The organism is Photobacterium sp. GB-50 (assembly GCF_003026755.1).
GTDB lineage: Bacteria > Pseudomonadota > Gammaproteobacteria > Enterobacterales > Vibrionaceae > Photobacterium.
This window is the reverse complement of the sequence record NZ_PYNX01000018.1, coordinates 1-14,815: the sequence shown is the minus strand read 5'-3', so window position 1 is coordinate 14,815 and position 14,815 is coordinate 1. Positions and strand designations below refer to the sequence as shown.

General features: G+C 37.6%; 13 protein-coding genes. 5 read left to right on the top strand and 8 right to left on the bottom strand.

Going from position 1 to position 14,815, the window contains the following annotated elements:
* The first annotated feature begins 29 nt into the window (after positions 1 to 29).
* Positions 30 to 923 carry a tRNA 2-thiocytidine(32) synthetase TtcA gene (gene ttcA, locus C9J41_RS17340; protein WP_107208217.1) on the top strand — a complete coding sequence of 298 codons (894 nt, stop codon included), beginning with the start codon at positions 30 to 32 and terminating at the stop codon, positions 921 to 923.
* Positions 924 to 986: 63 nt separating this feature from the next.
* On the opposite strand, the gene C9J41_RS17335 is transcribed toward ttcA, so the two are convergent.
* Both C9J41_RS17335 and C9J41_RS17330 read right to left on the bottom strand, forming a co-directional pair.
* Positions 987 to 1,745: a hypothetical protein gene (locus C9J41_RS17335; RefSeq protein WP_107292322.1), complete on the bottom strand. Its 759-nt coding sequence runs from the start codon at positions 1,743 to 1,745 to the stop codon at positions 987 to 989.
* Between the two features lie 3 nt (positions 1,746 to 1,748).
* Positions 1,749 to 3,479 (bottom strand): trypsin-like serine protease, encoded by a 1,731-nt coding sequence (locus C9J41_RS17330; protein ID WP_107208219.1) that lies wholly within the window; start codon positions 3,477 to 3,479, stop codon positions 1,749 to 1,751.
* Positions 3,480 to 3,645: 166 nt separating this feature from the next.
* Here C9J41_RS17330 and C9J41_RS17325 point away from each other — a divergent pair, with 166 nt between their 5' ends.
* Positions 3,646 to 3,945 (top strand): hypothetical protein, encoded by a 300-nt coding sequence (locus C9J41_RS17325; protein WP_107208220.1) that lies wholly within the window; start codon positions 3,646 to 3,648, stop codon positions 3,943 to 3,945.
* Between the two features lie 44 nt (positions 3,946 to 3,989).
* On the opposite strand, the gene uspE is transcribed toward C9J41_RS17325, so the two are convergent.
* The 5 genes from uspE to C9J41_RS17300 form a co-directional block, all read right to left on the bottom strand.
* Positions 3,990 to 4,931, bottom strand: a complete 942-nt coding sequence (gene uspE / locus C9J41_RS17320) for a universal stress protein UspE (protein WP_107246646.1) — start codon at positions 4,929 to 4,931, stop codon at positions 3,990 to 3,992.
* A gap of 271 nt (positions 4,932 to 5,202) precedes the next feature.
* Positions 5,203 to 5,967, bottom strand: coding sequence for an FNR family transcription factor (locus C9J41_RS17315; protein WP_105060229.1), 765 nt, complete (start codon positions 5,965 to 5,967; stop codon positions 5,203 to 5,205).
* A 74-nt stretch (positions 5,968 to 6,041) separates the two neighbouring features.
* Complete coding sequence (locus tag C9J41_RS17310; RefSeq protein WP_107294845.1) at positions 6,042 to 6,725, bottom strand: sulfite exporter TauE/SafE family protein; 684 nt, start codon at positions 6,723 to 6,725, stop codon at positions 6,042 to 6,044.
* Positions 6,718 to 6,939, bottom strand: a complete 222-nt coding sequence (gene ccoS, locus C9J41_RS17305; RefSeq protein ID WP_107294844.1) for a cbb3-type cytochrome oxidase assembly protein CcoS — start codon at positions 6,937 to 6,939, stop codon at positions 6,718 to 6,720. The genes C9J41_RS17310 and ccoS overlap by 8 nt, the downstream gene beginning before the upstream one ends.
* The gene (locus C9J41_RS17300; RefSeq protein WP_107294843.1) at positions 6,940 to 9,336 is read right to left on the bottom strand and encodes a heavy metal translocating P-type ATPase; all 2,397 of its coding nucleotides are present in this window, start codon (positions 9,334 to 9,336) and stop codon (positions 6,940 to 6,942) included. It abuts the gene before it with no gap.
* A gap of 469 nt (positions 9,337 to 9,805) precedes the next feature.
* On the opposite strand from C9J41_RS17300, the gene C9J41_RS17290 reads away from it, so the two are divergent.
* Positions 9,806 to 10,261: a hypothetical protein gene (locus tag C9J41_RS17290; RefSeq protein WP_107294842.1), complete on the top strand. Its 456-nt coding sequence runs from the start codon at positions 9,806 to 9,808 to the stop codon at positions 10,259 to 10,261.
* 46 nt (positions 10,262 to 10,307) lie between these two features.
* Here C9J41_RS17290 and C9J41_RS17285 read toward each other — a convergent pair whose 3' ends face one another.
* Positions 10,308 to 11,039 (bottom strand): SDR family oxidoreductase, encoded by a 732-nt coding sequence (locus C9J41_RS17285; protein WP_107208162.1) that lies wholly within the window; start codon positions 11,037 to 11,039, stop codon positions 10,308 to 10,310.
* 145 nt (positions 11,040 to 11,184) lie between these two features.
* Here C9J41_RS17285 and C9J41_RS17280 point away from each other — a divergent pair, with 145 nt between their 5' ends.
* Positions 11,185 to 12,348 (top strand): FIST signal transduction protein, encoded by a 1,164-nt coding sequence (locus C9J41_RS17280; RefSeq protein ID WP_107208161.1) that lies wholly within the window; start codon positions 11,185 to 11,187, stop codon positions 12,346 to 12,348.
* Between the two features lie 12 nt (positions 12,349 to 12,360).
* Complete coding sequence (locus C9J41_RS17275) at positions 12,361 to 14,463, top strand: PAS domain-containing hybrid sensor histidine kinase/response regulator (RefSeq protein ID WP_107294841.1); 2,103 nt, start codon at positions 12,361 to 12,363, stop codon at positions 14,461 to 14,463.
* Positions 14,464 to 14,815 lie beyond the last annotated feature (352 nt).

Sequence of the window (14,815 nt, the reverse complement as noted above, 5' to 3'; positions counted from 1 at the left end):
CGGGATTACCGACGGTGAGAGAAGTAGTAATGAATCAGACAGATAATCGTAAAGAAGTACTTGAATTTAATAAGCTGCAAAAGCGTCTACGTCGTAATGTCGGTAACGCCATTATTGACTACAACATGATTGAAGAAAATGATGTTGTGATGGCATGTATCAGTGGCGGCAAGGACTCATTTGCGATGCTGGATATCTTATTGAACCTGCAAAAAGCAGCACCGATCAATTTTGAAGTTGTTGCGGTTAACTTAGATCAAAAGCAACCAGGTTTCCCTGAGCATATTCTGCCAGAGTACTTTTCTAGCTTAAATATCCCATACTATATCGTAGATAAAGACACTTACTCTGTAGTGAAAGAGAAAGTGGAAGAAGGTAAAACAACGTGTGGTCTTTGCTCTCGTTTGCGCCGTGGTACGCTGTACTCTTTTGCTGAGAAAATTGGTGCAACTAAGATCGCACTAGGACACCACTTAGATGATATCGTTGAAACATTATTCTTAAACATGTTCCACGGCTCTCGTTTAAAGGCAATGCCGCCTAAGTTACGTTCTGATGATGGTCGTAATGTTGTTATTCGTCCATTAAGTTACTGTCGTGAAAAAGATCTAATTAAGTACGCAGAGCATAAAGCCTTCCCAATTATTCCTTGTAACCTGTGTGGCTCTCAAGAAAATCTACAACGTCAAAGTATTAAAGCGATGTTAATTGATTGGGACAAGAAAACACCAGGTCGCGTAGACGCTATCTTTAAATCTATCCAAAACATCAGTCCAAGCCAGTTAGCTGATAAAAATCTATTTGATTTTGTTAACTTGCCATTAGATCGTGAAGGTGAGAAGGCTGAGTATGCCTTTACTGAAGCGACGGTTTCTTCAACAAACATTGATGAGTCGATGTTTATTGATGTGACTAACGTTTAGTCACTACGTTGTTAAAATAATGGGCTAATAAACTTTGCCAAATGCGACAAAGAATTTAGCCCTTTATTTAAGAAGCTCAGAAAACGCCTCACTGTTTCTTTTTACTGCATTATCGTTGTTACTCATCAACTGACTTTTACTGGTTATCCATCCTTTATTATTCACGGTTCTTAAGTGGTATTCGTCATTATTGTCAGTAATAAACGAACCTTCTGTTAAGTTACTTATTTGTGTAATCTTCCCTATATCTTGGCGTTGTGTGTTTTGAAGATCCCATGATGTTACCTTGTCACTTATTGTATTTATCTTTGAGACTATTATTTGTTGTTCAGCACCATTTGGCATGGTGAAAACTAAGCTATCACCAATAGTTAAAATACTGAGTAACTCATCATTTATTTCCACAATACTTTCAATCGGTAGTATTGATATTCCTTGTTCTTGTTTCACTTTGTCTAGTAAATTGGGGCGGTAAAGCCAGAGATCTTCGCCTGTTAATAGATTAATCGGTGTATCAATTGTTGTCGCTACTTGATGATCATAACTATGAAGTTGTGGGTTACCTTCTAGATCTTCTTCAGCGACATAAGAAGGATCATCAATGATTATTTCTTCTTCCATACTTAATATTTTAAAATCTTTGGGCGCTTCAGCAACCTCATAAAGGTTTTTTGTTAATTGATTCTTATTTATTGTACGTGATGTATCACTTACAATTTCAGGTGTTTTTATTTCGTTAGCTGTTTTGTCGGGTTTAAAAATAAAGACACAGAGCAACCCAACAATCAGCGCTAAACCAGTATATTGGATCACTCTTTTCATACATTACTCGGTAATATTTAATTTAATATCAAGGTGTAAGTCTTTAGTGAACCCACGCTTATGTAAGCCCTTCACGTTAACGGATAAAGATCCAGAATATTCACCAATAGGTAAATCTTTATTGTCATCAGCGATAAAGCTCACACGTAACTCACCATAAACAGGGCGCATATAACGACAATAGGCGGCATTGTTCATTATTGTCCACCCACAACCCATATAGCGTTCTCCGCGCAACATAATAGTTTGTTGTTCTCCGGTTTCTGTATTCGTTACATTTACTTTCAAACGACTATAACCTCGGTTATAGCGACGCCAAACCACACGATTACGGTTCATTTTATTATCAGATAGATAATATACGCTGCCATAAACATCTTTTTCATAACGAGGAGAAACGTAAGGTGTTGAATCAGTAATGACTCCGTCACTTGGAAGTGCAGAAGTAATCTCGATATTTGTTGCAACGGTTACTTCATCTGAGTAAGAGCGGTTATAGAGACTTTTTACCATTAAACTAAAATCACCACTGTAAGTACCGATAGGCAATGTCGGATTATCTGCTTGAATAAATTCTAGTTTAAGTTGACCTAAGTTTGGCGCAGGGTAACACCATGCACTGTTATTAATACGTCCCCAGCCACAATGTGTTTTACGTTGACCTCGCAACCAGACTTCATGTTCTGTATTGTTTTCTTTTTGGGTTAATGCAACGGAAAATTTGGTCATTTTTCGTGGATAACGCCAAACAAATCGTTCAGGTCCAGAAACAACATTGTCGCCCTTAACATAATAAACAGAGCCTCGTACACTTTGCTCTAAAGGATCGGTTTCTATCGGTGCTTCATGGGTTAATAACCATGCAGGTTCCTCAACTGGCGGCTCATCTTCAATATCATCTACGGTTTTTAATACAGGAACGACACCTTTTAACCAATCAATATGTAAAGCAATAGGGACGTGACCTGAATACCCATATTGCCAGCCATACCACCATGACGAAATACCGACAGCAACAGGGTGTTCATTCCGTTGTTGCCAAATCGCAGAGCCACTATCACCTGGGCTTGCAAATGCCCATGCGTCTGTATTCTCAATGGCCTGATTTATTAAACAGTCTTGGTAATAATAACGAATATGTCCTTCACCATGTCGCTTACCAATATAGCCAAGTTGACCTAATGAACGTGAACCGAAGATACCAAATCCTGTGAAGGTAGTAGGGTTAAGTAGCAAATCAGTATTTAAATTATTGTCGACAAACGGTTGCTTAATGACATCACCATTTGCATCTAGGGGATCGGAGACTTTCGGGATTTTTGCGACCGCTATGTCATCACTGCAGCCAGTAAAGGTACGAAAATAGTTAGTAGAAATACCTGCAGCAATAATCGTCCCATCTTGTTGTTTAAACGAGACATATTGACCTGAATATTCTGAAGAATCAGAGCCTGATAAACAGTGTGCAGCCGTTAGTACATAGCTATGAGATTCATCACTCCCAAGCCATGTACCTGAACAATATCCGCTACCAATCACTAAACCGACGGAGCGAAATTGTTCAACATTCGCATTTTGTTCTAATACGCTACTAACATTATTGACGACACTTGGATCTAAACTTCCTCCTAATTCAATGTATTTACTATCGTTAATGCCTAATGAAAAAGCAGAAGCTGAAAACAACAGGGTGAGACAGCATATATAACGACTTAAAAAATGATAACTATTCATGACGTTAACCAGCCTAAAACGGTGTGTTTTTAAGAGTAGATTATCAATAAGAAGTCATTTTTATCAAAAATAAGACATTGTCAGTGGCACAACACATACCTAACAATATTCTTTGTGTTTTTAAGCTGATAACATGATTGGAAATATTTCGACGATAGAGACATGCATGTTACGCAGTATTTTAATCACAACGAGCCTTGTATTCATGGTGGGTTGTAGCTCTCATCAAGCACAAGAATTGGGGCTAGGTGGTGGGCAAGTTAATGGCTATGCGCAAAATATGACAAATGCTCAATTGTGCAGCATTTATTTAAAAGAACGGACGTCAAATCAGACTCGATCAGCTATTGCTTCTGAATGGAGTCGTCGCAAGTTAAGTCGAGCATATTGTAAAGAAAAAGCCAATGAGTGGTATCTTACCAAATTTGCCAAATGGCTAACGCTACAAGAATCTGAGAAGAAATAAATCGCATTCTATAAGAGAAAGGCCTCAATAGAGGCCTTTCTTACTTAATCGATATTAGGTGCTAATGGACTAACGTACCCATCAGGTTTTAAAGCTAATAAATCACAATTTAAACTATCAATCGTATTTTCAGCGGTATTTCCTATAAAGACAGCCGATAATCCAGTCCGACCTGTTGTTCCTAATATAACAAGTTCTGCTTTTATATCTTCAGCAACTTGAGGAATAATATCTTCAGGTAAACCTTCAAGCACATGAGTTTGCTCTTCACTAATTCCATATTTTTGACGGAGTGCTTTCATCGTCGTTAGGTGATACCCACGTACAGCATCGGTATAACTAGCAGGATCAAATTCAGGTAATTCAATCGTAATATTTACCGGTGTTGCAGGGTAAGCATTAACTAAATTAACTTCGGCATTAGCGATAGAAGCAAACGCAAATGATTCTTTGACGATTTTTTCGTTAAGCTCCTCGTGAGTTTCATCATCGGTAGAGATATTGACGCAACCTAATACTTTGCCGTGCTCAGGCCAGTTATTACCTTTAACTAAAAGTACAGGAATAGGGCATTTACGAAGCAGATGCCAATCTGTTGGTGTGAAAATCACAGAGCCTAAACGATCATGTTCATGAGTGGCTTTGATAAGTAAATCAATGTCTTGGCTATATACATCAGCTATGATGGCCTCATAAGGACGATTATGCCAAACCACTTTAATTTCTATATCAACGTCTTTTTCTAAGTAAGGCTGAATGATTTCCTTTAACCACTCTTCTCGCTGCATTACCACACCGCGACGCATAGCATCACGTTCGTCTGATGATAACATTGACGTCATTTCATAAGAGAAATCATAAATAGCTAAGAAAATAATAATTTTTACATCTTTGCTCATTTTAGCAAGATGAACAGCGCGCGAGATCGCTGGTTGTTGTTCTTTTTCAGGATCTGCGACGACTAATATATTTTTATACTTTTGCATAATGCCTCCTTTACACAACTGTGTAGGCAATCTCTTGATAAGTTGAATTTAAAACAGGTATAACAACGGCTATGTACTTAGATATCAAAAGATTAAATAAATCCTTATAAATACTGTAACCTAGAATAGAAAGATATGGGAACGATAATAGAGAAAATTATGTAAACTTTGATACGCTGGACAAATAAATATAAGAAATAGCGGATTAGCGAAATAAAAAAGCACCGTATAAACGATGCTTTAAAATTTAAAAAGGATAGGGCTAAAACGATTATTGTGGAGGTAATGTGTTACTTTTAGCCACACCAGCAAGACGAGCTAACTCATCGTGATCAATAATTGTAATGTATTTACCTTTTACACTTAACATCTCAGATTTCTGGAAACGCCCTAATAAACGACTGATAGTCTCAACCGTTAAGCCTAAGTAGTTACCAATATCACCGCGTGTCATTGTTAAACGGAATTCACGTGGAGAAAAACCGCGCTGAGAAAAACGTAGTGATAAGTTATATAAGAAAGCGGCAAGACGTTCTTCAGCATTCTTTTTAGAAAGCAGCAAGATCATTTCCTGATCGCCTTTAATCTCATTGCTCATTAAGCGCATGATTTGTTGACGAAGCTTTGGCATTTTACCAGAAAGATCATCAAGGATTTCAAATGGGATTTCACACACCATTGATGTTTCAAGTGATTGAGCAAAACTTGGATGCTGCATTTCATTGATCGCATCAAAACCTACTAAATCACCTGCAAGATGGAAGGCAGTAATTTGCTCGTCACCTTGTTCGGTAATGGTGTAGCTCTTAATGGTGCCAGAACGAATAGCATATAACGATTTTAGTTCGTCACCTGCTTTAAATAGCTCCTGACCTTTTTGGATCGGTTTTTTTCGTTCTATGATTTGATCCAGTTGGTCTAGCTCAGACTCATTCAGCGTGAAAGGAATGCATAACTGACTAATACTGCAATCTTGGCAGTGAATTGCACACCCACCTGATTGGATACGTTTTGTTGTAAGCTTGTCTGAAATCATATGCCTGTCTAACCAATTTGATGTAGGTCAATATTTTAACATATTATGAAGCATTATTACGAGTAATAAAAAGGTCACAATATTTGTTTGATTGCTATATAACCAGTTTGAATGCCATAAACCATTAATAATAATGCACTAACACGCCTAAAATAGAGGTTCTTTAGACATATTTTTAACTGTGTCGCAAAACCGCCAACCGCTAACATTGCAGGTAATGTACCTAACCCGAAAGCAAGCATTACTATTGCACCATTTAGAGCACTTCCAGAAACAGCTGCCCATGTTAAAGTTGAATAAACTAAACCGCAAGGTAGCCAGCCCCAGAGAAAACCAAATGGCAAAGCTTTTATCGGTGATTTAAGGGGAAGAAATGATGAGGCTAGTGGTGAGATATATCGCCATACCACTTGCCCAACACGTTCAATTTTGTTTAACCCAAACCACCATTGGCCAATATATAACGCTAAAATAATCATCATAATTGCTGCTAAAAAGCGCATGAATATCAATGGGCTATTAGATCCATTAATGGTAGCAATACTCGCAAGCATTGCGCCTATAATTGCCCCCGCAACTGTATAAGCGACTAATCTTCCAAAATTATAATTTAATAGATAAATCCAACGTTTACTGTTTTTTGTGCTTTCTGGCATACCGATTGTGATCGCAGCAGCAACACCACCACACATACCAATGCAATGGCCAGCGCCCATTAAGCCGATTAAAAAGGCAGCATAAAAATCTAAATTAACCATTATTGCTATCTTGATCGTTACTTGGCTTTTTTTCTATTAATTCAGAATTGGAAACTGTGTTTTTATGTTTAGTATCATCTTCGTCGAACAAAATATCATATCCACGACGCTCTAAATCATCAAATTGCTCACTTTTCACTGCCCATAAAAATATACCGATAGCAATACAGACAAAAACAATAGCGATAGGTATTAACATGTAAAGACTTTCCATTTATTTTAATAACCTTAAAGAATTTGATACAACAATGATCGAGCTTGCTGACATACCGACAACGGCAAAATAGGGCGCCACCAGTCCTGAAATAGCCAGAGGTAGGATTATCAAGTTATAGCCAAGCGCCCAAGATAAATTTTCTCGAATAATTTTTCGAGTTTTCAATGCTAAAGTACGGGCTTCTAAGATACGTTCTAATTTATCGCCAACTAGTACCATATCTGCTGAAGATTTAGCTATATCTGTTCCACCACCCATAGCAACAGAAAGGTGAGCGCCTGCGAGAACAGGGGCGTCATTGACACCATCACCTATCATTAATACTACGTCATCTGCTAATAATTCGTTCAAATACGCCAACTTTCCTTGTGGTGTTTGGTTAGCTATAACCTCATCAATATTCAGTTGTTTAGCAACGTTATTGGCATGAACAGTATTATCACCCGTTAACATTGTTACGTTAATACCATGTTGCTGACATTGTTTAACTAAAAGAGCGCTTTCTTGACGGATTGGGTCGTCTAATTTAAATGCTGCAATAGGTTGCTGATTGCAAGTTAACCATACCGAGAATTCATTACTATTTTTAAACGATTGATTATTTTCAATATCAAGAGCAAAACTATATTTACCAATGCGCCACTCATCACCATTCAGCGTTGCTTTCAAACCACAACCAATCACATTCTCGACCTTATCAAAAAGTACGCTTTGTAGGCGATATTGGCTAAAAGCTTGAGCAATAGGGTGATTGGCGAAACGCTCTAATTCAGCAGCAATCATCAACGTTTTGTCTTGCTCTATGTTTCCGAATGTACGCGTTTCAACTAAACGAATATTACCTTCAGTTAAGGTGCCTGTTTTGTCTAATACCAGTCGATTAACGTTACATAGCGTTTCTAATACATGCCCTTGACGAAGCAATATCCCTAATTTACTAAGTGTAGACGTTGAACAGGTAATAGCCGTTGGTGTGGCTAATGATAGGGCACACGGACAGGTGGCAACTAAGACAGCTAATGTGATCCATAATGCATCATCAGGTTGATTTTGATGCCAATAATACCAAGTGCTAGCTGCGATAATCAGTATTGCAGCAACAAAATAGCGAGCTACATTATCGGCTAACTCTGCCACTTTAGGTTTTGAGAGTTGAGCTTCATCTTGCAAGCGTACGATATTAGAAATAAGTGAGTCATTTCTATTGACTGTAACTGTCATTGTGACATTGGCATCACCGTTAATCGTCCCTGCATACACCTTATCTCCAATCGCGCGAGTGACAGGCACTGACTCTCCCGTTAACATGGATTCATTAACGGTTGTTAATCCTTTATTTATTTCACCATCTGCAGGGAAATGCTCCCCTGGTAATATAGTGACAACGTCACCTATTTTAAGCGTTTTTGCTGCAACTTGTTCACCATTAGCAAGCGTAGCCATATTTGGTATGAGTTTTAACAAATTTGCACTGGCGGCCGCTGCTTGTCGACGGGCACGCATTTCTAAGAATCGACCCAATAGTAAAAAGAACGTAAACATTGAAATGGATTCAAAGAATACTTCGCCTTTTTCCATAACAGTTGCGTATAAACTTGCACCGTAAGCAAACAATAAAGCGATTGAAACAGGCACATCCATCCCTAATGTGAAGGCTTTTAGGCTTCTCCATGCATTAATATAAAAAGGGAGTGCTGAGTAGAGTAAAACGGGGGTGGCAAAAATTAGGCTTACCCAACGGAGGTAGTTTTTAAATTCAGTATCTAGATCGCCAAAGACTTCAAAATAGAGCGCAAATGCAAGCATCATCACCTGCATGGTAGCAATGCCCGCAATACCTAGCTTATACAAATATTGCTTCATTATGTTGTGGTATTGTAGCTCTTGAGCATCAGCTTCAAAGGGTGATGCTTGATAGCCAATATTATGGATAACCGTTAATAAATGGCTGAGTTGTACTTTTTCAGTATCCCAAACGAGCAATGCACGATTGGTCGTAGTATTTACACGAATGGAAATAACACCATCTTCGCGTACTAATTGCTTTTCAATTAACCATGCGCAAGCAGCACAAGAGACACCTTCAACAGAAAGGGACACCTCACTGAAATTTTGATCTGTCGTTCGTACGAAATCTTGCTGAATATCTGCATGATCATAAAGGGAGAGAGACTTAAACTGTTCGGGGACTAAATCGGCTTTTTCGGCAGGCTCAGTTCGGTACTCGTAATACGAAGTAAGGCCACTTTTAACAATCGTTGTTGCAACGGCTTCACAGCCAGGACAACACATAGATCGAAGTTGGCCTAATATTTCGACTTCAAATTGGCAACCACTAGGAACAGGATCACCGCAGTGGTAGCACTCATCATGAACATGTTTTTCTATTGTCATTCCTTACTCTGCCCGTACAACGAAGTCGGAGAAGGTGATGGTACGTCTACACGTCCTTGTAAACTCCAATCACTTTTAAAAGGTTCAATATCAACTAACCATGGGCCAATTAAAGATTCCGGTGTGATAAGTACCTTTTACGTAGGTCATGATCATTTGGCTAATATCTTTATCCGGAATAATTCGTATATTCGCATTAATATTTAAAGTATCAACCTCCCGAAAACGAGAACGAACTACATTAATAATAGTAATCCATATCCCCAAAAATGGTGACATTCGACCTTGCTCCTCTGATTACTCATCAAAACAAGATTCAAATTGCTATTTTTTTGTAGAAGTGGCATTTTCATTTCTCATAATACTTGAGCTAACACATTTTTCAGAGTGGGGTGACCACATTACATTTACGCTTAAGTAACAGTATGTGAGAATTTTGAGCTCTGTAACACAGGAATATTTGTAAAATATGGCAGCAGAAAAACTAACCCGTGGTCGTTTAATCCAAATAATAGTGTTAATGACTATATTGATTTCAGCTTTTTTTTGGAGAACAGTGACATATACATCTCCCAAAGGTGAAGATAGTCTTAAAGATGGAGTGAAAATATGTCAATTAGACACAACAAATTGTCAGTATTTGTTAGATGATAAGAACGTTGATGTACAGCTTTTAACAAAAAAAATATCTGCACAAGTACCAATTCTATTACAAATAACCAACATGGATGTTAAACCGTCAGCTACTGCTTCAGGTGTTTCAATGAATATGGGAACGGTACCCATTATGTTTACGCAGCATAATAAGAACACTTGGGTGGGAGAGTTTACCGTTCCAGCATGTACACATAACTCAATGGTTTGGGAAATAGATATAACGGCTAAAAACACGACAATGATTTCCCAATTTACCGTTACTAAATAATATTAGAAATAGCACTTCTTAATATGAACATTTACTGAAGTGCTATTTACTCGCAATAAATCATTTTCTTTGTCATCCCGCCATCCACAACAAAATTTTGCCCCGTTATGAAACCTTGGCTACAAAGTAAAAAATCAACCATTTCAGCAATATCATTGACATTTCCAACTCGTCCAGACAAGTGCTGCTGATGATCGATACCTCGTAATTGACTCGTATCTGTATGAATCCAACCCGGTGAAATACAGTTTACTTTTATATTGGGAGATAAACTCACAGCGAGTGCATGAGTTAATGATACCAATCCACCTTTACTTGCAGCGTAAGCTTCAGTGTTTGGTTCAGACTGTAGATATCTTGTTGAGCTCATATTAATAATATGTCCTTTACTTTCAGTAAGTAAAGGTAGGCACTGCTGACTCATGGCTAAAGGGGATGTTAAGTTAACATTTAAAATATGGTGCCATTCATCTAACGGTAATTGGTGTAAGGGAGTATTGTAAGGGTTGGAAATAGCAGCATTATTGATGAGACCATCTAGTCTTCCAAATTGACATTTCACCCAATCTAACGTGTTTTTAATATCCGATATTTGAGTAACGTCCGTTAAACGAAACCGAATACGTGGTTCTTCATTGACTAAATCATATCCGGCTTGCTCATTGATATCTAATGCGATAACGATAACGTTTTTTTGTGCCAAATATTTACAAATCCCTTTGCCGATACCATTAGCACCACCGGTGACAATAACGATTTTATTTAAGCTTAAATCCACTTTAATAATCCTTAGCTTACAAATATTTGCATCATGATACGATAAGATAAGCTAATCTAATAAGAGGTAGGTAAAATTCTGACTTAAAATGTGCAAATAACTGATAATATTAATCATGAGTTAATTCAAGGATGAGTCTATTGATATGGATATAACAACAAGTTACTCAATACAATCTTCATCTTTCGAAGCTATTAATGAGGCTATTGATAAGCTAAATCTAAAAATTGCAACGCCTTCTTTGCTGCTTATCTATTATTCTGAAAATTATGACATCAATATTTTCCAAGCCGAACTCAAAAAGTCATTTCCCCATACCGCTATTTTAGGTTGTACGTCATGTCAGGGCTTTATGACAAATGAAGGCTATTTTAGTGGAACAGGTTTAGCATTATGGGCAATTAATGATTATCACGGAGCATATGGCACGGCCATTATTTCGAATTTTGAGACGCCTTATGAAATGGCAAGGCAAGCAACATTAAAAGCGATTCATAATAGCGGTCGAGTTGGCGAGTTGCCATCACTCATTTTATTACATGCAACACCGGGTTACGAAGAACAAATTATTCAAGGAATAGAAAAAGAGTTGGGCTGTACCGTTCCTATTATTGGCGGCTCAGCTGCTGACGATTTCATTGCAGAGAAATGGCAAATATTTAATGTTGAACAACAAACAGGTCAGGGGATTGGTATCGCTGTTTTTTATCCGACCTGCGAAGTAAGCCTTTCATTTCATTCAGGTTATGCTAGTACAGGCTTATCAGCAATAGCAACTAAAGTTGAACATAGAGAAGTTATAGAGCTCGATAATAAACCCGCAGCGGATGTCTATCAACAATGGATGAAGATTCCATTTGATACCAACAGCAACATAATAAGTGAAAGCAGTTTAAATCCTTTAGGGCGTTTTGCTGGAGAATATTTTGATTTACCTTATTTTAAATTAGCTCATCCTGCACATATTACACAACGCAAGGGCATCGAAATGTTTGCTGAAGTAAAGCAAGGGGATCGCTTGTACTTTATGAACGGCACTGATGAACGACTGATTTCTAGAGCAAGTCGGGTAGTTAAAGCATCAAATGGTAATAAGCTTAATCCAATAGGTGGCATTACGATTTTTTGTGCCGGATGCATGTTAAAAATAAAAAATCGTATGGATGATGTTGCTAGCGGTGTAAATATTGCAATGTTAAATAAGCCTTATGTTTCTCCATTTACCTTTGGTGAGCAGGGGCAATTCATCAGTGGTGAAAATGCGCACGGTAACTTAATGATTTCAGCAGCTATTTTTCATAAAGGGTAGGTTGTTAATACTATGATAAGTTCTGAATCTGAAAAGCTACAAGAAACAGTCATTGATTTATTACGCAGTCAAGAACGAGAAAGCCAATTACAAGATGAGAATGAAGCCATCTTAGAAGGCATCTCGGCAATGGCGGGTGCGAATGATAAACGTCAAGTATTCAATAGCTTATTAGAAGTCCTACGCAAGTTTATTGGTTTTGATCAAGCGCTAGTTCTTACTCGAGAAGACGAACAAGAAATGCTCGATGTACTGGTCAGTACTGATAATCGTTTTAGTACAAACTCTTGGCTTATGGAAAGTACATTTAGACGAGCGATCAATGGTGAATGTATTGCACTATATTCTCCTAAAGATATTGTTGAATTTAGTACGCAATCGATTGAAGCATTAAATGACTACAGTTCGGCATTATTAACGGGGGTTAAAGTAAGCTCAAGTGATGCTGTTATGATTTTAATGAGCCACGATAAAAGTCAGTTCACACCAAGATGCAGGCGAGTGCTTAATAGATTTAGACCATTACTTGCACGTGCGATCATCGATATAGATTATCGAGAACGGCTGCAATCTTTAGTGGCAGCCCGAACTCAACAACTGACATTTAGTCAGCAACGATTTAAAGATTTTGCCAAAACAGCAGGTGATTGGTTTTGGGAAATTGATGTTGATTATAACTTTACCTATATTTCAGAACCTCAAGTCGCTAATACACAAATTGCCTGTGATAACTTTATAGAATTCTTTAATAACTACCCACTGTTCCAACAAAAAATGACGAATAAGCTCTCGCAGCAAGTTGTCTTTGAAGACGTAGAATGGAATCTTAGCGTTGATAATACTGAGCAGTGGTACAGCTTTAGTGGCACCCCTTATTTTGATAAGTATGGAAAACTACAAGGATTTCGCGGAACAGCTAAAAACATAACGAGCAGAAAAAAACGTTTATTTGACTTACAGGAAGCGCAAAAGCAAGCAGAAACAGCCAACAAAGCTAAATCTCAATTTATCGCAATGATGAGTCATGAGATACGAACACCACTTAATGCAGTATTAGGTTTAATGGAATCGCTATCTTTATCTGGCTTGAATAATAAGCAAAATCTTTGGTTATCACAGATGGACCAATCAGCACATTTATTGCTGACGATTATCAATGACATCTTAGACTTATCAAGAATAGAATCGGGGAGTTTTAGGCTTTTCAATAGTGATATTAATGTTGTGGAAAGTATAAGGCTTGTCTCTGATCAATTGGCACCACAAGCAACTAAAAATAATGTTCAATTTCAATGTGAAATTGACGATGCGATCCCTAAACAAATCTACGGTGACAAAAATCGAATTGCTCAAGTGTTATTTAATTTAATCGGCAATGCCGTTAAATTTACGAGTATTGGTTCGGTTCGCGTTGTTGCTCGTAAAGTTGACGATAACATTGAAATAGCAGTCATCGATACCGGCATTGGTATTGCTAAAGATGCACAAGCAAATATCTTTAATCCATTTCATCAAGCGGATGGAAGTATCACACGTCGTTATGGCGGCACAGGTTTGGGCTTGGCGATTAGCCAGCATTTGATCGAAAAGATGAACGGAACAATATCACTTGAAAGTGAATTAGGAACGGGAAGTTGTTTTAAAATTTCTATTCCTATTATTTATCCATCATTGAAGAGTTGTGAAGCTGACACTAAATTTAAAAATAAATCGGATTGCTCTTTAAATATTTTATTAGCAGAAGATAGTAACACCAATCAGTTGGTTGCTAAGTTGATGTTAGAGCGGCGAGGACATAAAGTTGCGATAACTAACAACGGAAAGGAAGCGATAAATGTACTGTTACAGGGTCACAATAAGTTTGATTTAGTGCTAATGGATATTTCTATGCCTATCTTAGATGGCTTAGAAGCAACAAAACAACTTAGACAGAGAAAAATTAGTATTCCAATCGTCGCATTAACCGCGAACGCGATGCAAAGTGACCAGAAAATTTATCATGATATTGGTATGGATGGCTTTTTAGCAAAACCAATCTGTTCAAACGAGCTAGATGCGTTGCTGGAAAAATACCAAGAACTTAAAGAAAACCAGCAATCAGAAAGTACGATTTAGAGATTCGTATTAATCGAATCTCTAGTAATTAACAGCAAGCTTTAAGTACAAGGCAAACTGAACATTTGCAGCAGTATTTAAAATTGATGTTAATTACCTATTTTATGGTAAATAGCCAATACTGTTAAATACAATAATCAACCCACAAGCAGAGTAGAGATGTTAGATACAAAGTAGGAAAAACAAGATCATATATAGTTACCTCGATACCTTATTTAACATAATATACATAATGCGCACTTAAGTATGATGTTGAAATGATGGAGATTTAGCTTGGTAGCTTTGTTGGTTACTGAGTTTTAAGTGCTTCAAGTAGCTCGTCCATACCATCATCAAATTCAGGCGCACCTCG

What these genes read in the sequence shown, in the direction of transcription:
- ccoS (WP_107294844.1), bottom strand. Translation starts at nt 6,939, where the DNA reads ATGGAAAGTCTTTACATGTTAATACCTATCGCTATTGTTTTTGTCTGT.
- C9J41_RS17290 (WP_107294842.1), top strand. Translation starts at nt 9,806, where the DNA reads ATGGCAGCAGAAAAACTAACCCGTGGTCGTTTAATCCAAATAATAGTG.
- ttcA (WP_107208217.1), top strand. Translation starts at nt 30, where the DNA reads ATGAATCAGACAGATAATCGTAAAGAAGTACTTGAATTTAATAAGCTG.
- uspE (WP_107246646.1), bottom strand. Translation starts at nt 4,931, where the DNA reads ATGCAAAAGTATAAAAATATATTAGTCGTCGCAGATCCTGAAAAAGAA.
- C9J41_RS17330 (WP_107208219.1), bottom strand. Translation starts at nt 3,479, where the DNA reads ATGAATAGTTATCATTTTTTAAGTCGTTATATATGCTGTCTCACCCTG.
- C9J41_RS17335 (WP_107292322.1), bottom strand. Translation starts at nt 1,745, where the DNA reads ATGAAAAGAGTGATCCAATATACTGGTTTAGCGCTGATTGTTGGGTTG.
- C9J41_RS17275 (WP_107294841.1), top strand. Translation starts at nt 12,361, where the DNA reads ATGATAAGTTCTGAATCTGAAAAGCTACAAGAAACAGTCATTGATTTA.
- C9J41_RS17310 (WP_107294845.1), bottom strand. Translation starts at nt 6,725, where the DNA reads ATGGTTAATTTAGATTTTTATGCTGCCTTTTTAATCGGCTTAATGGGC.
- C9J41_RS17315 (WP_105060229.1), bottom strand. Translation starts at nt 5,967, where the DNA reads ATGATTTCAGACAAGCTTACAACAAAACGTATCCAATCAGGTGGGTGT.
- C9J41_RS17280 (WP_107208161.1), top strand. Translation starts at nt 11,185, where the DNA reads ATGGATATAACAACAAGTTACTCAATACAATCTTCATCTTTCGAAGCT.
- C9J41_RS17300 (WP_107294843.1), bottom strand. Translation starts at nt 9,336, where the DNA reads ATGACAATAGAAAAACATGTTCATGATGAGTGCTACCACTGCGGTGAT.
- C9J41_RS17325 (WP_107208220.1), top strand. Translation starts at nt 3,646, where the DNA reads ATGTTACGCAGTATTTTAATCACAACGAGCCTTGTATTCATGGTGGGT.